At 61.1% G+C, this 18,412-nt stretch carries 18 protein-coding genes; 5 read left to right on the forward strand and 13 right to left on the reverse strand.

Annotated elements, in window-relative coordinates:
* Window positions 1–5: 5 nt before the first annotated feature.
* On the forward strand, window positions 6–947 hold the full coding sequence (locus P3T17_RS17795) for a LysR family transcriptional regulator (RefSeq protein ID WP_074269121.1): 942 nt from the start codon (window positions 6–8) through the stop codon (window positions 945–947).
* A gap of 96 nt (window positions 948–1,043) precedes the next feature.
* Window positions 1,044–1,358: a hypothetical protein gene (locus P3T17_RS17800; RefSeq protein WP_074269122.1), complete on the forward strand. Its 315-nt coding sequence runs from the start codon at window positions 1,044–1,046 to the stop codon at window positions 1,356–1,358.
* 67 nt (window positions 1,359–1,425) lie between these two features.
* Here P3T17_RS17800 and P3T17_RS17805 read toward each other — a convergent pair whose 3' ends face one another.
* From P3T17_RS17805 to P3T17_RS17830, 6 genes are all read right to left on the reverse strand, one after another.
* Window positions 1,426–2,145, reverse strand: coding sequence for an NAD(P)(+) transhydrogenase (Re/Si-specific) subunit beta (locus tag P3T17_RS17805; protein WP_429408242.1), 720 nt, complete (start codon window positions 2,143–2,145; stop codon window positions 1,426–1,428).
* 37 nt (window positions 2,146–2,182) lie between these two features.
* Window positions 2,183–2,998 carry a fumarylacetoacetate hydrolase family protein gene (locus tag P3T17_RS17810; protein ID WP_074269124.1) on the reverse strand — a complete coding sequence of 272 codons (816 nt, stop codon included), beginning with the start codon at window positions 2,996–2,998 and terminating at the stop codon, window positions 2,183–2,185.
* Window positions 2,999–3,012: 14 nt separating this feature from the next.
* Window positions 3,013–4,260, reverse strand: coding sequence for a formyl-CoA transferase (gene frc / locus P3T17_RS17815; protein ID WP_074269125.1), 1,248 nt, complete (start codon window positions 4,258–4,260; stop codon window positions 3,013–3,015).
* A gap of 27 nt (window positions 4,261–4,287) precedes the next feature.
* Window positions 4,288–6,051 (reverse strand): thiamine pyrophosphate-binding protein, encoded by a 1,764-nt coding sequence (locus P3T17_RS17820; protein WP_429408244.1) that lies wholly within the window; start codon window positions 6,049–6,051, stop codon window positions 4,288–4,290.
* A 278-nt stretch (window positions 6,052–6,329) separates the two neighbouring features.
* On the reverse strand, window positions 6,330–7,049 hold the full coding sequence (locus P3T17_RS17825; protein WP_429408246.1) for a GntR family transcriptional regulator: 720 nt from the start codon (window positions 7,047–7,049) through the stop codon (window positions 6,330–6,332).
* On the reverse strand, window positions 7,027–7,287 hold the full coding sequence (locus P3T17_RS17830; RefSeq protein ID WP_074269128.1) for a hypothetical protein: 261 nt from the start codon (window positions 7,285–7,287) through the stop codon (window positions 7,027–7,029). Before P3T17_RS17830 ends, P3T17_RS17825 begins: the two co-directional genes overlap by 23 nt.
* A gap of 427 nt (window positions 7,288–7,714) precedes the next feature.
* Here P3T17_RS17830 and shiA point away from each other — a divergent pair, with 427 nt between their 5' ends.
* The 3 genes from shiA (at window position 7,715) to P3T17_RS17845 (ending at window position 10,955) form a co-directional block, all read left to right on the forward strand.
* Complete coding sequence (gene shiA, locus P3T17_RS17835; protein WP_074269129.1) at window positions 7,715–9,031, forward strand: shikimate transporter; 1,317 nt, start codon at window positions 7,715–7,717, stop codon at window positions 9,029–9,031.
* Between the two features lie 380 nt (window positions 9,032–9,411).
* A complete protein-coding gene (locus P3T17_RS17840) occupies window positions 9,412–10,815 on the forward strand; it encodes an L-lactate MFS transporter (RefSeq protein WP_074269130.1) in 1,404 nt (467 codons plus the stop codon).
* An 11-nt stretch (window positions 10,816–10,826) separates the two neighbouring features.
* Window positions 10,827–10,955 carry an MFS transporter small subunit gene (locus P3T17_RS17845; RefSeq protein WP_074269131.1) on the forward strand — a complete coding sequence of 43 codons (129 nt, stop codon included), beginning with the start codon at window positions 10,827–10,829 and terminating at the stop codon, window positions 10,953–10,955.
* 90 nt (window positions 10,956–11,045) lie between these two features.
* On the opposite strand, the gene P3T17_RS17850 is transcribed toward P3T17_RS17845, so the two are convergent.
* The 7 genes from P3T17_RS17850 to P3T17_RS17880 all read right to left on the reverse strand — a co-directional run bounded on the left by P3T17_RS17850 (window position 11,046) and on the right by P3T17_RS17880 (window position 18,379).
* Window positions 11,046–12,263 carry a sensor histidine kinase gene (locus P3T17_RS17850; RefSeq protein WP_429285986.1) on the reverse strand — a complete coding sequence of 406 codons (1,218 nt, stop codon included), beginning with the start codon at window positions 12,261–12,263 and terminating at the stop codon, window positions 11,046–11,048.
* A 139-nt stretch (window positions 12,264–12,402) separates the two neighbouring features.
* Window positions 12,403–12,828: a DUF3830 family protein gene (locus P3T17_RS17855; protein WP_429408247.1), complete on the reverse strand. Its 426-nt coding sequence runs from the start codon at window positions 12,826–12,828 to the stop codon at window positions 12,403–12,405.
* Between the two features lie 144 nt (window positions 12,829–12,972).
* Window positions 12,973–14,562: an aspartate:alanine exchanger family transporter gene (locus P3T17_RS17860; RefSeq protein ID WP_074269134.1), complete on the reverse strand. Its 1,590-nt coding sequence runs from the start codon at window positions 14,560–14,562 to the stop codon at window positions 12,973–12,975.
* Window positions 14,563–14,613: 51 nt separating this feature from the next.
* Window positions 14,614–15,555, reverse strand: coding sequence for a bifunctional enoyl-CoA hydratase/phosphate acetyltransferase (locus tag P3T17_RS17865; RefSeq protein ID WP_429408249.1), 942 nt, complete (start codon window positions 15,553–15,555; stop codon window positions 14,614–14,616).
* A gap of 108 nt (window positions 15,556–15,663) precedes the next feature.
* A complete protein-coding gene (locus tag P3T17_RS17870; RefSeq protein WP_429408251.1) occupies window positions 15,664–16,959 on the reverse strand; it encodes an NAD(P)/FAD-dependent oxidoreductase in 1,296 nt (431 codons plus the stop codon).
* Window positions 16,956–17,726 (reverse strand): amino acid ABC transporter ATP-binding protein, encoded by a 771-nt coding sequence (locus tag P3T17_RS17875; protein ID WP_429408253.1) that lies wholly within the window; start codon window positions 17,724–17,726, stop codon window positions 16,956–16,958. The genes P3T17_RS17870 and P3T17_RS17875 overlap by 4 nt, the downstream gene beginning before the upstream one ends.
* A complete protein-coding gene (locus P3T17_RS17880; RefSeq protein ID WP_074269138.1) occupies window positions 17,723–18,379 on the reverse strand; it encodes an amino acid ABC transporter permease in 657 nt (218 codons plus the stop codon). The genes P3T17_RS17875 and P3T17_RS17880 overlap by 4 nt, the downstream gene beginning before the upstream one ends.
* Window positions 18,380–18,412 lie beyond the last annotated feature (33 nt).

Below are 18,412 nucleotides of genomic sequence, written 5' to 3' on the forward strand. Positions count from 1 at the left end.
CGACGATGAGAAATGCGACACTCCGGCAATTGAAGGTCTTCGAAACGGTCGCACGTCATCTGAGCTTTTCGCGCGCGGCGGAAGAACTGCATCTGACTCAACCCGCGGTCTCCACTCAGGTACGTCAACTTGAAGAGCATGCGGGGCTGCCGCTCTTCGAGCAGCTCGGCAAGAAGATCTACCTGACGCCTGCTGGCACTGAGATGCTCCATTACAGCCGCGCGATCATCCAGCAGTTTCACGAAGTGGATGAAGCGATGAGCCAGTTGAAGGGCGTCTCGGGGGGCAAGCTGAATGTCGCGGTCATCAGCGCGGGCGACTACTTCTTCCCACGGTTGCTCGCCGAATTCACGCGCCGCTACGCCGGCGTCGTGCTCAATCTGGCAGTGCATAACCGCGAGGAATTGCTGCATCAACTGTCCACTAATCAGACCGACCTCGCGATCATGGTACGTCCGCCGCATGAGATGGACGCCACCAACGAGCCGTTTGCGCCGCACCCGTACGTGATCGTCGCTGCGCCGAACCATCCGCTCGCCCACAAGCGCAACATCAAGTTGAGTCAGTTGGCGAACGAAGCGTTTATCGTTCGTGAGCGCGGTTCGGATACGTGGAATTCCATGGAAGAAGGTTTTGCCGGCCGTCTCACCAACCTCAAGATCGCCATGGAAATCAAGAGCACCGAGACCATCAAGCAAGCCGTGATTGCCGGCATGGGCATTGCCTTCCTGTCCGCACACACGATCAGCCTCGAACTGCAGGTGGGTCACCTCGTGGTGCTCGACGTCGAGACCTTTCCGGTCATGCTCAACTGGTACGTCGTGCATCGGCGCAACAAGCGCTTGCCGCCCGTTGCCGTCGCTTTCAAACGCTTCCTGATGGAGGAAGGCGCCGCACTCATCGAGACGATCACGCGCGTGAAGGAATTGAGCGTGCATAAACAATAGGCTATGGACTTCCAATAAAACTTTAACTATTGCGAATCCACCGTCGCTCCTATGCTTGAGTCGAATCACCTCACTCATTTGTATAGGAGTCCGATCATGAGTCACGCTTCGTTCGTATCGCATGCCAGCACGCGTACCGCCCGCGTTGCCCCGGACAGTCCCGATGATGCCCATCTGAGCGCCTACAACGCTGCCTTCAGCGACCTTGGCCTGAGGTTCCGCTGGGACCGCGACACGCTCGATGCGCTTCATGAATTCGAAAGTGAAGTGGCACGTATCACCGCTTATATCAACCGGCACCACGCCCATCTTCACAAGGCTTACGACGCTGAGTTCCTTGCCCAACTGATTCTGCGCAAGAAGACCCAGTACTACTGCCAGTTCGCACCGTTCGGCGACAGCAGCTTCTAATGCTTCGACCACCTTCCCGCGGCGCATTCACACATCCTGGCGGCCGGCTTTGCGGCCGGCCATGCCACTACTCTCGAGATACCGCACGAATCGTGCGATCTCCTTCCTGGTAGCAACAACGCCGGCGACATCTGCCCCGAGCACTCCACGCGAGAACGTCACGGGCACCGCGTCCCGGCCGGCGGGCATCGAAACGCCTGGGGCCAGGCACATTGCGTATTCCATCCATCAGCGACCACTTCCGCGCGAAATCATCGTCCAGAAGAGCCGGCATCTGCTCGTCGGGCCATTCGAAACCGTCCGTTACTGCGAGCGCGACGCGACGCTGCACGACCCCACAACGCACCGGCGAGCGCTCATCGAAACGGCCGTCAAGCCCGTAACGGCCAGATCCGACGCCGCCGCTCACCATCAGATGCGCGCCCAAAGCGGCCGCGAGCAGGCTCTCTGCCAGCAACACGGCGACGCCGAAAGTCGGCGCGTGCTCGGTGACGAAGCCATACCCCATCCACACCGAGAGCAGGAGTGCCGTCAGATTGACCACGCCGCCGCCCGGATGCACCGCCATGCGTGCGGCGAACCTGCCGCGCAAGGCCAGCCACAAAACCGCCGATCCGGCAAAGATTAATGCTCCGGCAAACACGGCGATGTACAACACGATGCGCATGAGGTTTTCGCAGGACGTCGCGCAGAGATAGCGTGCGAATCCTCCTGCCATCGCCGCGAGCCCCGTTGCGGTGCCAAGCACTGCAGCGAAGTGCGGCCTGCGGGTAAGTAAATCCAGCATTCGCTTCCCCCTCATACGTGCTGTGCTGCGACCGCTTTCAGGCGGCGTTCGCTGCGCCCGCTACCATGGCGGCAGCGGCGTCCTGCGTCCCAACTAACGTATTGCTCAATGTGCCGATGCCCGCAATCGTCACCGCCACGGTTGCGCCGTCCTTGATCGAACCCACGCCAAGCGAGGTGCCGCAAGCAATCACGTCGCCTGGTTCCAGCGTGAGATCCTGCGAGATCAGACTCACCTGCTCAGCAGGAGAGAACACCATGTCGGCCAACGGATAGTTCTGCCGCTCCACACCATCGAGCGTCGTTACCACGCTGCCTGCCCGCCAATCGAAACCGGAGACGATGGCCGGTCCGATGCAGCAAAACGTATCGAAGCCCTTTGCGCGGCACCACTGCGGAAAATGCGGGTTCTCGCCGAGCAGGTCGGCTGCTGTCACGTCATTGACGATGGTGTAGCCCAGGATCGCCGCCTCGGCCTCCTCGAGACTCGAGTCACGGCAACGACGTCCGATCACGATGCCGAGTTCCCCCTCGTAGACGATCTTGCCCGCGTAGCTCACCGGCCGCCGTATTGCATGGCCGGCGCCGACCACCGAACTCGCAGACTTCAGCAAAAACAGCGGATGCGCGGGTACCGGTTTATCGAGTTTCGCCGCGAGCGCGTGATAGTTGTTCCATAGCGCGACAATCTTTCCTGGCGCGCACGGTGCAAGCGGCGTCAACGCCCGCGTCGACAACACCTCGCCGGTCGGCACACGCCGATCCAGACTTTGATACTCGTGCAGGTAACCACCTTCGACGCGGCCGAACACAATCTCGCCGTCGCCCGACATAAAGCGCATCCACGTATCCACAGCCTGCTCCTCGTTCAGATCGCACCAGCCGCGCGCAAAGCGCCGATCTGTTCAGGCGAATAGCCGAGTTCGGCCATCACCTCGTCGGTGTGTTCGCCCAGTAAAGGCGAACGCGTTACATCCGTCGGACTATCGGACAGTTTGATAGGATTGCCAACCGTCAGATACTTGCCACGCACTGGGTGATCCACTTCAACGATCGTGCCGGTCTTGCGCAACGAAGGTTCTTCCGCAAGCTCCTTCATGGAGAGGATCGGGCCGCACGGGATATCGTATTCGTTGAGAATCTGCATGGCCTCGAACTTGGTCCGGGTCATGGTCCAGCGCTCGATCTCCGCGAAGATTTCCTTCAGCCGCGGCAAGCGTGCGGCAGGCGTCGCGTAGTCGGGATCCGTGGTCCACTCTTCCTTGCCGATCACATTGCAGATCTTCGCCCACACGGGCGCCTGCGCGATGAAGTAGATATAGGCGTTCGGGTCCGACTCCCAGCCCTTGCACTTCAGGATCCAGCCAGGCTGGCCGCCACCCGAGGCATTACCGGCACGCGGCACCGCTTCGCCGAACGTGCCGTTCGGATACTGCGGGTATTCCTTCATCACACCGGTGCGATCGAGCCGCTGCTGGTCGCGCAACTTCACGCGGCACAGGTTCAGCACGCCGTCCTGCATGGCGGCAAGCACCTTCTGGCCACGTCCCGTCTGCGTGCGCTGGTATAGCGCAGTGACGATGCCAAGCGCGAGATGGAGACCCGTGCCGCTATCGCCGATCTGCGCACCGGTCACGACCGGCGGGCCGTCGTCGAACCCCGTGGTCGACGCCGCGCCGCCCGCGCACTGCGCGACGTTTTCGTAGACCTTGCAGTCCTCATAGGGTCCGGGGCCGAAGCCCTTCACGGACGCCACGATCATGCGCGGGTTGAGTTCCTGGACGCGCTCCCAGGTGAAGCCCATCCGGTCGAGCGCGCCCGGCGCGAAGTTCTCGACCAGCACGTCGCATTTCTGGATCAGCGCTTCAAGCACCAACTTGCCTTCCGGGTTCTTCGTATCGATCGTGACCGAGCGCTTGTTGTGATTGAGCATCGTGAAGTAGAGGCTGTCCGCCTCCGGAACATCGCGCAACTGCTCACGCGTGATATCGCCGGCACCGGCCCGCTCCACCTTGATCACATCCGCGCCGAACCAGGCGAGCAGTTGCGTGCAGGTCGGGCCCGATTGCACATGTGTGAAATCGAGGATGCGCACACCGTCGAGTGCTTTACCCATGTCGTATCTCCAATATTTCCGTCGTTTTTACTTGTACATGGTCTGGTTCTTCGTACCCGGCGCGTACTCGCGCGGATCGACCCAGATGTTCACCACCGCCGAGCGTCCGGTGCGATGAATCGCCTCACGCGCGCGTTGCAACGCCCCTGCGATAGCCGCCGGATCGCGCACTTCTTCGCCGTAGCCACCCAGCATTTCGGCAAACTTGCTGAACGGCACGTCCCCCAGCAGATTACCGACGTTGCCGCGCTCCTCGCCGTACTTCGCAAGCTGGCCGTAACGGATCTGGTTCATCGCAGAGTTATTGCCGATCACGGCGAGGTACGGCGCGCCAAAGCGATTGGCCGTTTCCATGTCGAAGGCGGTCATGCCAAACGAACCGTCGCCGTAGTAGCAGAGCACTTCCTTGTATGGATGAGCGAGCTTCGCGGCCAGTGCGAAGCCCGTGCCGACACCGAGCGAACCGAGTGCGCCAGGGTCCATCCATTGCCCCGGACGGCGCGGGCGCACTGCTTGCGCCGAGATGGTGACAACATCGCCGCCGTCGCCGATATAAACCGTGTCATCCGCGAGAAACTCGTTGAGCTCGTAAGCGACGCGATAGGGATGAATGGGCGTGTTGGCGGACCTGAAAAGCGGCATCAGCTTTTCCGTCGCGGTGACTTCGGCGTCCTGCAGTTGCGCCATCCATTTACGGCGCGCCTGGCGCTTGTCGTCTTTAAGACGACCGCTTGCCGCCTGCAACACTGCGGCGAGAATCGCGCCTGGGTCCCCGACGAGACCGAGATCGATATCGCGGTTCTTGCCCACTGTGCGGTAGTCCATATCGATCTGCACCAGCGTCAACTCTTTGCTGATGCGTTTGCCATAGCCCATGCGGAAATCAAAAGGAGTCCCAACGACGATCAGCACATCTGCGTTTGCAAAAGCCTGCGAGCGCGTTCGATCGAAGTGATGCGGATCGCCCGGCGGCAGCAGGCCACGACTGGCGCCGTTGAAGTAGCCCGGAATATCGAGTCCGCGCAACAGCGCCACCGCCTCTTCGTGGCCGCGCGCGGTCCACACCTGCTGACCGTAAAGGATCGCGGGACGCTCGGAACTGACGAGAATGTCAGCCAGTTTCTCGATGTCGCGCGGGTCGCCGATCGACTTCGTCGACGCCCGGTAATGGCCCGGCAGCGGCACCACGGCGCGCGTCAGCTCGACTTCGCGGTCCAGCACGTCGCGGGGAATTTCCAGGTACGCGGGACCCGGCGCGCCATTGAAGCATTCGCGCACAGCCATCGAAACCATGTCCGCGACCCGCTCCGTGCTCGGCACGCTGGCGGAAAATTTGGTAATCGGCGCCATGATGTCGACGTGGGGCAGATCCTGCAGCGAACCCATCTTGTGCTGCGAGAGCGCACCCTGGCCGCCGATATGGAGGACCGGGCTCTCCGAACGGAACGCCGTAGCGATGCCGGTCACCGCATTCATGCAGCCCGGCCCTGCTGTCGTCACCACGCATCCGAGCTTGCCGGTCTGCCGCGCATAACCATCGGCGGCGTGCGCCGCAACCTGTTCGTGACGCACGTCGATGATGCGAATTCCCTCGTCGACACAACCATCGTAGATATCGATGATGTGGCCACCGCACAGCGTGAAGATCGTGTCGACCCCTTCGTTCTTCAGCGCCTTGGCGACCAGATGGCCGCCCGAGACGACACCGGCATCGCGAGTCTTCTGCTTGAGCGTGTCATCGGCCGTCGTGCTGCCCTTAGCGGTACTGAGGGATGAAGCAACTGCAGACATGGTCGTCTCCTTGTCGGCACTTCGTAAGCGTCAGCGGCCTGTTCAATACGGTATGTGATATATCACATTCAGGCAAGACCAATTTCGACCTGATGATTGACGTGAGATTCGAGCGCGGGAGGCTTACCTGGAGCGGCTTTCGCCGTAAAAGGCGGGCTATTTCCGTTCCGGGGCAAGGGAAAATACTGAGGAAGGCTGAAGGTCAGACGGGAGAGATAGAGACGAGACGAAGCAAAACGCGGCGAAGCGAGCGCAGTCAAACACCAGCCATTAAACGCTCAATCCAGAAAGTCGCAATTCGCTTCGACAAATGCAGCGAGATCGAGCGAGTGCTGCCGCGCAAGTCGCTCAGCTAACTCGGTATCGCGCTTCTCGAGCGCCTCGATGATACGCAGATGATCGACGATAGAACGCGACGCGCGGTCGCTCTGCGAAATCGTCATGCGACGGATAGCCCGCACATGGATGAAGATGTTCTTGATCGTATCGAGGATGATTTGCGACTTCGACAACTCGACAATTGCCTGGTGGAAGGCAATGTTCGCGTCCGAGTATTCGGCAATGTGCTCCGCCGGCGTCGTGTCCTTGAAATTGTCGAACATGTGGCGCAGCGTGGCGATTTCCTCGTCTGTGGCATGCAGCGTGGCGAGCCGCGCTGCCATGCTTTCAAGGGCCGCCCACATCTGGATCATCTCGACGATTTCGCGCTTGCTCTTGCGCACAATATAGATGCCGCGCCGCGGCACCATACGCAGAAAGCCTTCCTGTTCGAGCAGCGTCATCGCTTCGCGCACCGGCGTGCGGCTGACGCCTAGCGATTCGCTCAGCACGCGTTCGTCAAGACGAATCTCATCGCGCGACTGGTAGATGTCAGCGTCGGCAATGGCCTGGCGCAGCATCGCATAGGCCTGATCGCGCAAGCTTGCGCTCGCGCCGATCGGCTGCAATGACAGTGTCAAAGGAGTGGCCACTGCTTCAGTTTGAAGTTCTGACGACATTCATCGCCTCTTGTTGAACATGAGCAGCCGCGTGGGCGCCCGCATTTGTCCTGGCACGAACACCCGAGGGCGGCGCGGGTGTGGCCGGGCTGTCCTGTTCGCCAAGTCCCGCAAAGCGGCCATGTTGCGACGCGAGGACGGCAACCGGTTGCGGAATCCAGCGAGTCAGCAGCACGGTGGCAGCCGAACCCAAACCAACCACAGCAACGGCCAGCAAGGCCAAAGACACCACATCCATTTGCAACTCCAGACGATTGAATGAGCAGATCACTCAATCATATGCTGCAATGCCGCAAATATCAATATTCCGTATGTAGTATATCAGTCAATTATGCGCTGCTACTGTAACATCAAGGTACCATGGCCGTCGCTGAATGGCGTATTCGCGCGCAAATAGCGCGCAGCTTGCGCGGTAAGCATGGACTCACTACACGGCTGGATGCGCCGGCCGCCCTCCTCGCCCTCTTGGTGTTAACGCGGAAAACGCGCGCTATGCGCGCATACTCGGCCGCCAATCGCGCAATATGCCTCAAACGCCGATTGTCGAAGAGGTGCTGTCTCTCTATCCTTCGGAAATCCTGCAGCGGATCAAACGGTACCTGGTCACAGAGCCTGGCCACCTCCCGATCACCCCTGCACTTCCGATATCAGGTAGGAGACACTTCATGACCACGGCAGTATCGACAGCGGCCCCACGCGACGCCGCCACTAACGTCAGCCGCGCCCGCCGGGCCGCGCTGGGCAGCTTTATCGGCGCGGTGGTCGATTGGTACGACTTCCTGCTGTACGGCATCGTCGCCGCGCTCGTCTTCAATACCGAGTTCTTTCCGCACGTCAGCCCGGCGATGGGCACACTCGCGGCCTTCGCCACCTTCGGTGTCGGCTTCCTGTTCCGGCCGCTCGGCGGCTTCATCTTCGGCCACTACGGCGACCGTCTCGGCCGCAAACGCATGCTGGTGCTGACCGTCATGATGATGGGCCTCTCCACTGCCGCAATCGGCCTGCTGCCGTCGTTTCTCAGCATAGGCTGGTGGGCGCCCGTTTTGTTGGTGACGCTGCGTGCCATCCAGGGTTTCGCGGTTGGCGGCGAATGGGGCGGCGCAGCGCTGATGGCCGTCGAAAGCGCGCCTGAGAAAAAGAAGGCGTTCTACAGCAGCGGCGTGCAGGTCGGCTATGGCGTCGGCCTCGTGCTCTCCACCGGCCTCGTGTCGATCATCAGCCATTCGATGGACAATGCCACCTTCCTCGCCTGGGGCTGGCGTCTGCCGTTCCTGTTCAGCGTGCTGCTGGTGTTGATCGCGCTGTGGATCCGCTCGAACATGGAAGAGTCGAAGGAGTTCGTCGAGAAGGTGGTTGAAAAAGGCGCGAAGCGTGCGCGTCTGCCGATCGTCCAAGCGTTGCTCACGCATCCGAAGGCGTTTCTGCTGATCATTGCGCTGCGTCTTGCCGAACTGTTCACGATGTACATCGTGACCGCCTTCGCGCTGAACTATTCGACCGCAAATCTCGGCATGCCGCGCACGTTCTTCCTGAATATCGGCCTGCTGGTGGGTGCGCTGAGCTGCTTTACGATTCCCTGCTTCGCCATCGCCGCCGACCGCTTCGGCCGCCGCCGCGTCTATATGGTCGGCGCGCTGGTCGGCATGCTGAGTGCCGTGCCGTTCTTCCTCGCACTCGATGCGCGCGCAACGATATGGATCGTGATCTTCGCGGTGATGCTCGCCAACGTTGCACACGACATGATCGTTAGCGTACAGCAGCCCATGTTCACCGAACTGTTCGGCACCGAGTACCGTTACAGCGGCGCTGGCGTCGGTTACCAGGTGGCGAGCGTCGTGGGCGGCGGGTTCACGCCGTTTATCGCCGTGGGCCTCGTGAGTCTCGCGGGCGGATCCTGGCATCCGGTGGCGGCGTATCTCGGCGTCGGTTGCCTGATCTCGCTGCTGGTCGCGGCGCGGATGAAAACCGGCCGTACTGTTTAAAACGACGATGCAGTAAAACCCCGCAGTGGCGCCCCGTCCTCGGGCGCGCCGTCAATGTCCTGCTATTTCGCGGTTCGATCGACCCGAAAAAATGCCGCCCTGGGCGGCATTTTGCTTTCTTTACCTTACAGCGAAGCGAGCGAGACGCGCCTGCGCCCGTATGCCAGGCGTATTCCTTATGCATTCTCATCTTATATTGCCAAGGCGATCCGCGAGACCTATCGTTGCTTGACGGCCCAGGCGTCGTGCAGAAGTTGAATCAATATGAAATTGAACAACATATGTGCACGGCGCATCTCCCGCGCGATGCCGCGCTTTAAAGCTCAAGCATTGCCCGCGAGCGCCGATAACAAGTAAGAATCGTAATCGGAGACCCAAATATGAGCAGTATTACCGAGCCGCGCAACAACCCAGGCTCTGCACCCTTCTTTTCCAAACAGGCGACCGTTGCTGGTCCAGGCTTCTCGCGCTGGATGGTGCCGCCCGCGGCGCTCGCCGTGCATCTGTGCATCGGCCAGGCGTACGCGTTCTCCGTGTTCAACGGACCGCTCACCAAGGTGATCGGCATCACGCAATCCGCGCCGGACGACTGGTCGTTGACCACGCTCGGCTGGATTTTCTCGCTGGCAATCGTGTGCCTTGGTTTGTCGGCAGCGTTTGGCGGCAAGTGGCTCGAGCGGGTCGGCCCGCGCCGTACGATGTTCACCGCGGCATGCTGCTTCGGCGGCGGCTTCCTGGTATCGGCGCTTGGCGTGTGGCTGCATCAGATTGTGTTGCTGTACCTCGGCTATGGGGTGATCGGCGGCATCGGCCTGGGACTCGGCTATGTATCGCCAGTCTCCACGTTGATCCGCTGGTTTCCCGACCGTCGCGGCATGGCGACCGGCATGGCCATCATGGGCTTCGGCGGCGGCGCGATGATTGCAGCACCGCTCTCCGTCGCGCTGATGAACCACTTCCACAGCGCGACCAGCAACGGTGTTTGGGAAACCTTCGTAGTGCTGGGCATCGCCTACTTCATTTCGATGTCGATCGGTGCGCTCGCGATTCGCGTACCTGCGCCCGACTGGAAGCCGGCAGGCTGGACACCGCCCGTCACTAACCAGAACAAGATGATCTCGCGCAATCACGTGCATATCGATCAGGCGTTGAAGACCCCGCAGTTCTATCTGATCTGGCTCGTGCTGTTTCTGAACGTGACGGCCGGCATCGGCATTCTCGGCCAGGCGTCGGTGATGATTCAGGAGAGCTTCAAGAGCACAGTCACGGCGGCGGCCGCAGCGGGCTTCGTCGGACTGCTGTCGCTCTTCAACATGGGCGGCCGCTTTGTGTGGGCCTCGGCATCCGACTGGATCGGCCGCAAGAATACGTACTTCATCTTTTTTGCGCTGGGTGCCGTGCTGTATTACCTCGTGCCGGGATTTGCCGCCTCGGGGCAGATCGCATTGTTCGTGCTGGCCTACTGCGTGATTCTCTCGATGTACGGCGGCGGCTTCGCAACCGTGCCGGCTTACCTCGCGGATATGTTCGGCACCGCTTTCGTCGGCGGTATTCACGGCCGCTTGCTGACCGCATGGGCAGCAGCAGGGGTGGCAGGCCCTGTGCTGGTGAATTACATCCGTGCCTATGAAGTAGCACATGGCGTGGCCAAGGCCGACGCCTATACGATGACGGTGCACATCATGGCGGTCCTGCTGGTGGTGGGCTTCGTGTGTAACCTGCTGGTCAAGCGTGTGGACGAGAAGCACCACATGAGCGACGCACAACTCAAGAGCGGACAATAAGGAGACCTGATATGAGCACCAATCAAGCTGCCCAACCTACTTCCGCACTCAAGCTCGGTGTGTTCTGGCTATATGTGTTGATTCCCCTTGCATGGGGCGTGGTGAATACGCTGCTGCAAGCGATGAAGCTCTTTAGCTGATCGCGATATCGACATTGACATTGGCGTTGCAACGCGGACGCCCTACGCAAAGACGCGTAGGGCGTCCGTCGTCAAATGCACACGTAGTACTCAGTCCGGCGATTCCAGCCGCAGCGGAAACGTAATTTCAAAGCTCGTCCCTTCACCCTCATAGGAGTCGAAGCGGATCTGCCCGCCAAGCACTCGCGACAACTCCCGCACAATCGCAAGCCCCAGGCCAGCACCGGGAATATCGTCCCCGGTCGCGCGCTCGAATTCCTTGAACACGCGCTCACGGTCCGACACGCCGATCCCGACTCCTGTGTCCGATACCCGCAAACGCCACCGGTCGTCACCATCAGTCGTCATCGCGAGTTCGACCTGACCCACCTTGGTGTATTTCGACGCGTTAGTCAGCAGATTGAGCGCCACCTGTTTCAGCTTGAGCCGGTTCGACACCACCGTGCTCAAGCCGGCATCGAAGATAGGGCTTAAACGCAAGCCCTTCGCTTCAATCGCCGGACCGCACGATGCCACCAGTTCGTCGAACAGTTCGCGCAGCGGGAACGCCTCGACGACAAGCGGATTGGTATCGCCAAGCACAACGGAATACTCGACCAGTTCGTCCACGAGGACCTTCATGTCGACCGCCTGGCGATTGGCGAGCGCCAACGCCGCTTCGACCTTGGTGGGTGCGCGCGACATCAATTGCAGCGCCATCGAAAAGACGTTCAGGAAGTTGCGCAGATCGTGCACGACGCTGCGCGTGATCTGCATGCGCGACTCGTACAGATCGCCGACCAGCTTCTGCTTCAGGGTGAGTTCGTGATTGGCGCGTTCGAGCCGGCCAGTGTAATCGTCGATCTTGCGGTCGCGCTCGGTTACCACCTCGCGAATCGACGTCAGCGTAACGAAACTGACAGCTTCATCGATAAAGTGCCGCGCGCGCTCTTCGTGACGCCGCGTGAAATACGGCCGGGATTCGCTGAACTGGACAATCTGGCCGGCCAGCATCTGCCGGAACAGGTCGAGTTCGCGCACCAGTTCGTCGATCCGGTAGCCCTGCTTCCAGCGCAGCTTGCCATGCTTGCGTGCGTTGCGCTCGATGGCCGGCTCGACCTGGTCGAGATCCTGATCTTCAAGCGCGCTGCAGATTTCCTCGAGAATGGCCGGGATATGATCGGAGAGCTGCTCATACGTCAGCCGGTCGGCATCGCTCAGCTCGGTGTCATGGAAGACAGCCCGCATCCAGCGTTCGGTCAGATTGACCTGATCCAGACGAAGGCTTTCGGCAAACGCACGGAGTGGACGTACTTGCGTATCGGACATGAATCAGGGCCTGCCGCCGCGTGGGAACGGGAAAAAATGAACGCTCGCCCCTGCCAGCGGGGCTCGCTCGATCACCTACCGTACCAGCGTATCACGCCCGGCTGACGCCAAGCCTCGCGGCCTTCCCTCAGACGATTGACTAGACCAGCTCGAACAGCACGTCCTGGGCGCCTTCCCACAGCACCTTGGTGCCGAGTTCACGCAGACGCTCCTTGCCTTCGACGATGGTCAGAAAATGGTTGCCGGCCAGTTGTCCCATCTTGCTGGCAAAACAGCACGAGCCATAGGCAAGGATGATCTCAGTTTCGCTGTAGCCGCCGGGATAAAACAAAATATCGCCAACCGACGGATGGCTCGTGTGATTTTCAAAGCCCACGGCCTTGCCGTCGTTTTCGAGCTTGAAATCGCCGAGCGGCACCCAGCAGCCCTCGCCGCTCCAGCGAACGTGGATGATTTTCTGGCGATACGGCAAGAGCTTCAGGAAGGCGGCGACCGTTTGCGGTGCATCCGGATTGGTTTCGGCAATAAATTCGTGGCCGCAGGAGGTGAGACGAAGTCGGGTCATTGCTGTTGGTCCGCTAGATCAGGTTGAACGGGATGGTCGGCCGGTCGTCATTCTGTGGGCTCCAAAAAGAGCACGACAGGTACAGTTCGGACACCTTCGGTCAGGCCAGTTACGCTGGGAGCGCAAGCCGGATCTTCATCACGGTCAACGCAGCAGTGCCGGCACGATATCCACGAACAGTATCTTGATGATGGTCATGCCGGGAAAAATCATCGCATAGCCGATGTCCGGCTCATCCGTCGGCGCCAGCTTGCTCGCGTAGGCAAGGATAGCCGGATTGCCGCAAGCCCCAGCGACGATGCCCGCCACCTGATCGAACGACATGTGGCAAACGAACAGCCCCAGCACGATGACGGGGATAGCGAGCGCCAGCAGTACTACCGCGCCGAGGCCGAGCATCAACAAGCCCGTCTGCGATACCGTCGAGGCAAAGCGCGGGCCCGATGCCATGCCGACCTGGGCGAGAAACAGCGTCAGCCCCAGGTTACGCAGCACAAGGTTAGCCGAGAGCGGAATCGTCCAGTTCAGCCCACCGGTGCGACGCAATTTTCCGAGGATCAGCGCTACGATCAGTACGCCTGATAATCCCAGGCCGATCTTGCCAATGCCAGGCAGAGGGATGCTGATCGCGCCAAGCAGGAAACCTAACGCCATCCCAAGGCCGATTGAGATGTAGCTGAATTCAGCGGTTCCCTTGATCGAATTGCCGAAGAACCTGCATAGCCCCGCGAAATCCGCGGGATTCGCGAGCAGACCCACGCGGTCGCCGAACTCGAGAACGAGATCCGGGCGCGCCAGCATATCGGCATCGCCGCGCCGCACATGAGCAATCACCGCGGCGTTTTCACCCGGCAAGCCGAGTTCAGCCAGGGCTCTGCCCACCACCGCCGGGCGCGATGCAAATACCCGCAGGTAATCGAGGTGCTGGCGGTCCTTGACCATCCTTCCTGGCTCCGCCTCGCCAAGGCTTTCTCCCGCGAGGTCGAGCGTGGCGCGGTTCGGACCGACCATCAGCAGCAAGTCATGTTCCGCCAGCACCAGGTCGGGCCTGGCCGGTTCGTTGTGATGCGCCCGACGACGCGCCACGATCTGCACATCCGCAGGCAGACCGCTCATCAACTCAGCCAGCGTTTTCCCCGCAAAATGAGGGTTATCCAGCGAGACCTCGAGTATTTCCATGCCGGCAGCCGAGGGCGCCGCAATCTTCGGCTTCACCAGCGCGAAGGTGATGTACAGCAACAAAATCGGCCCCGCCACGCCGAACGGATACGCGACCGAATAGCCCACCGCCGCATCGTCGTTACCGAGCTCCGCGAGCGCCGCCTGCAGCGTTGCCGTGCTGGTGCCTGAGCCGGCGAACAGGCCTAACGCGTGACCCGGATTGAGCTGATAGATTTTCATGCAGACCAGACTCACGACGCCGGATAGCAGCACGCCGACGAGCGCAATGAGATTCGCCCGGCGTCCATAGGCGCTGCTGAAGCCGAGGAAAAACTGCTTGCCGTACTGCGCTCCTACCGCATACAGAAACAGCGCGAGGCCGAGCGTACCGACCATTGCCGCAGGTGCCGATTTCGGCGCAAACCAGCCGACCGCCAACCCGACGAACAAAACCGCCCCTACGCCGAGAGAAAATCCCTTGATGCTGATTTCCCCCACCACGTAGCCAATCGCGATGGTGAGGAACAATGCGAACATCGGCTGCTGTTCGAGCAGCGCCTTGACGAACTGCATGGCGACCTCCGACTTCGGTTCAGCCGTGGTGCAACAGAGGTTCGGCGTACGTCATAAGATCGCCTTGGTGGGTTGCGCCCGCCTCCAGTTTGCAAACAATGCCGCCACCGCACAGGACGCAAGACGCGCCGTCAGCGAGTCGGCCCGGCTGGTGAGGACGATGGGCAGCCGCGCACCGAGCACGATTCCCGCGGCATCGGCGCCGGCCAGGAAGGTCAGGCTCTTGGCGAGCATGTTGCCCGCTTCGAGATCCGGCACGATCAGGATATCGGCCTGGCCCGCCACCGGCGAGTCGATGTGCTTGATCTTCGCCGCATTCAGATCGATGGCGTTATCGAGCGCAAGCGGCCCATCGAGCAGCGCGCCGGTGATCTGTCCGCGATCGGCCATCTTGCACAGTGCGCCAGCTTCAACCGTTGTGGGCATAGTCGGGTTGACCGTTTCGACGGCCGAAAGTATCGCCACTTTCGGCAACCCGACGCCGAGCGCATGGGCAAGATCGATCGCGTTCTGAATGATATGCACCTTGTCCTGCAAGGTCGGAACAATGTTCACAGCAGCGTCGCTCACAATCAGCGGCTGCTTAAGCGCAGGCACGTCCATGACGAAACAATGACTGATGCGCCGCTCGGTACGTAACCCGGTCTCGCGCTTGACCACCGCGCCCATCAGTTCATCCGTATGCAGGCTGCCTTTCATGAGCGCGTCGACCGCTCCTTCGCGTGCCAGGCGCACTGCCGTGTCGGCGGAGGCGTGGCTATGCTCGGCGTCGACAATCGAGTAGCCCGAAATGTCCAGTTCGCAAGCGGCAGCAACGGCACGGACTTTTTGCTCCGGCCCAATCAGGGTGGGGATTAACAGATGCTGCCGGGCGGCGTCCACGGCGCCGCGCAGCGCACTCTCGTCGCATGGATGAACCACGCCGCAGCGCATCGGTTCGAGCGCCTGGCAACTGGCGATGAGGCGCGCGTATTTCTCGTGCTGGTTTTCCATCGGCTACGGCTCCCAGGACTGCGTGCGGTCGGAGACTGCTGGATAACTGTAGTTGGTCTGATGAATGTTTTCAATGAGCGAACGCTCGACGCATCGTGCGGGCGGCAGTCAGGACAGCGCGTCGAGCATGCGGTACCAGGCGACTCCCGCAGCAATGTAGAAACGCTGCAAGCCATGCAACGGAACGGGCCGGATCGGAGTAGCCGGAAATGGAAACGCCGTAGTCGCGTCACCGCACAAGCGGGCGGCAAGGTGCTTGCCCAGTGTCGTCGCCATAGCGATGCCACGTCCGTTGTAGCCGAGTGCAATCGTGAGGCCCGGAGCCGGTTCGTGAACGTGCGGCAGAAAGTCCGCGGTAATGGCAATGCGTCCCGCCCAGCGGTATTCGTATTCGATCCCCTTGAGCTGAGGAAACAACAGTTGCACAGACCGTTCGAGGTGTGACCAGTCGCTGGCGCTGCGCGGTTCGGAAAACGGCCCGCGGCCCCCCATCAGTAAACGGCCTTGCGAATCGCGGCGAAAATAGAGCAGCAGACGGCGCGAATCGGATGCCACTTCGCCGCCGCTCAGAATGCTATCCGTCACCGCGGGCGCGAGCGGCCGAGTCGCCACAATGAAGCTGTTCGCAGCAATCACCGTTCGCTCCAGTTTCGGCCAGAGCGGGCCCGTATAACCGTTGGTCGCCAGCACGACCCGGCTCGCCGTCACAACCGGGCCGCGTGCGGTTGCGACGCGCCACATGTTCCCCTCGTGAACCAGCGAAGTCGCGAGCGTACCGCCATGCACGGTCACCCCCAGCCCGACCGCGGCCCGTGCAAGGCCGCGCGCGTAACTGAGCGGCTGGATGCTGCCGGCGCGGTGATCGACCCAGCCACCCACGAATGCGTCCGTTCCAATGCGTTGCGACACGGCTTTTGCATCGAGCACGCTCACGGACGCGCCGCGCGCCTCCCACTGGCGCGCGCGTCGCACCACCGTCTCGAGCATCGCAGCTGAATGCGCAGGCTGAATCCAGCCGTGGCGTAACGCAGCGCAGTCGATTCCATACCTGTGGATCAGATCGAAAACCGTATCGGCCGCGCCGCCCACGATCTCGACGAGCGCGTTGCCTGCCGTTTCGCCATAGCGCCGCACGAGTTCATCGGGGTCGTATTTAAGGCCGGGGATCACCTGGCCGCCGTTGCGGCCCGATGCGCCCCACCCTGGCTCCGCGGCATCGAGCACACACACGCGCACACCGCGCTCGGCAAGATGTAATGCAGTGGAAAGCCCCGTATAGCCGGCCCCGATGATCGCCACGTCGAAAGTTGCGGATTCAGTGAGCGGTGGAGTAGCAGTCGCGGGCGTCGCGGTGGCCGCCCAGAGCGAGTCGGGCAAAGGCATCTCAGCGTTGACTGCAATCATTTCGGAGTGCTGGAAGATGGAGAAGATGAAGCGGAGTCATGGGGCGACAACAGACGCCGCAGAAAATCCTGGGTGCGCGGATGCTGCGGACGTTCAAGCACCTCGCTCGCCGCGCCCTCCTCGCAGATCGTGCCGCCGTGCAGGAAGCAGACCCGGTCTGCCACTTCGCGGGCAAAGCCCATCTCGTGGGTCACGACGATCATCGTCATACCGTCGCGCGCGAGCGTACGCATCACATTGAGCACTTCGCCGACCAGTTCCGGATCGAGCGCCGAAGTCGGCTCGTCGAACAGGATGGCCCGCGGTTTCATCGCGAGCGCCCTCGCAATCGCCACGCGCTGCTGTTGACCGCCCGACAGTTCCCCCGGATAAGCGTTGATCCGATGCGACAGCCCAACTTTGTCGAGCAGTTGCCGCGCTTCCTCTCGCGCCACAGCAGGCGCGACCTTCTTGACGTACACCGGACCCTCCATCACGTTTTCGAGCGCGGTGCGATGCGGAAACAGGTTGAAGCGCTGAAACACCATCCCCACCTGGGTGCGCAGTTCGTGAATGTTCTTCGCGTGCGCATCGACGCGCGCGCCGGCAATTTCGATCAAGCCGTCGTCATACGTCTCGAGGCCGTTGATGCAGCGAAGCAGCGTCGATTTCCCGGATCCCGACGGTCCGATCAGACACACTACCTGCCCCTGTTTCACGCCGAGCGACACGCCCTTCAGCACATGCTGATCGTGAAACCGCTTGTGAACCGCCCTGACCTCGATCATGTGCTTTTCCTCAATCCAAGCCGCTTTTCAAGCCGGTGCAGGCCAAACACCAACGGCAAGCTGAGTGCGAGATAGAGCAGCGCGACCAGCGTAAACACGGTCATGTTCTGGAATGTCGACGAGGCGATCAACTGGCCCTGACGGGTCATTTCGGCGACGGTAATCGTCGAGGCAAGCGACGAGTCCTTGAGCATCATCACGAGCGTGTTGCAGTACGGCGGCAGCGCGATACGAAACGCCTGCGGCAACACCACGCGCCGCATGATCAGCGCACTGCGCATGCCGATCGACTGCGCGGCCTCGATCTGCCCATGGTCGATCGCTTCGATGCCTGCCCGGAAGTTCTCGGCCTGATAGGCCGAGTAGGCGAAACCGAGCCCTGCAACACCGGCCTGAAATGCCGAGAGCTGAATGCCGATATCCGGCAGCACGAAGTAGATGTAGAACAACTGGACGATAATCGGCAGCCCGCGGATCACGTTGATCACGGTGGTCGCGAACACCGATGCGGCCCGGTTGCGCGATACCTTCAGCAACGCCAGCACCAGACCGAGTACCGAGCTCAATACGAACGAGCAAACGGTAATCTCGATCGTGACGATGGCGCCTTTCAGCAGGATTGGCAGGAACTCGATCGCATTCTGCAGGAACATGGTTCTCCCCGAATTACACTGAAGATGCGCGCG

The sequence above is a fragment of the Paraburkholderia sp. GAS82 genome (assembly GCF_050436285.1).
GTDB lineage: Bacteria > Pseudomonadota > Gammaproteobacteria > Burkholderiales > Burkholderiaceae > Paraburkholderia > Paraburkholderia phenazinium_B.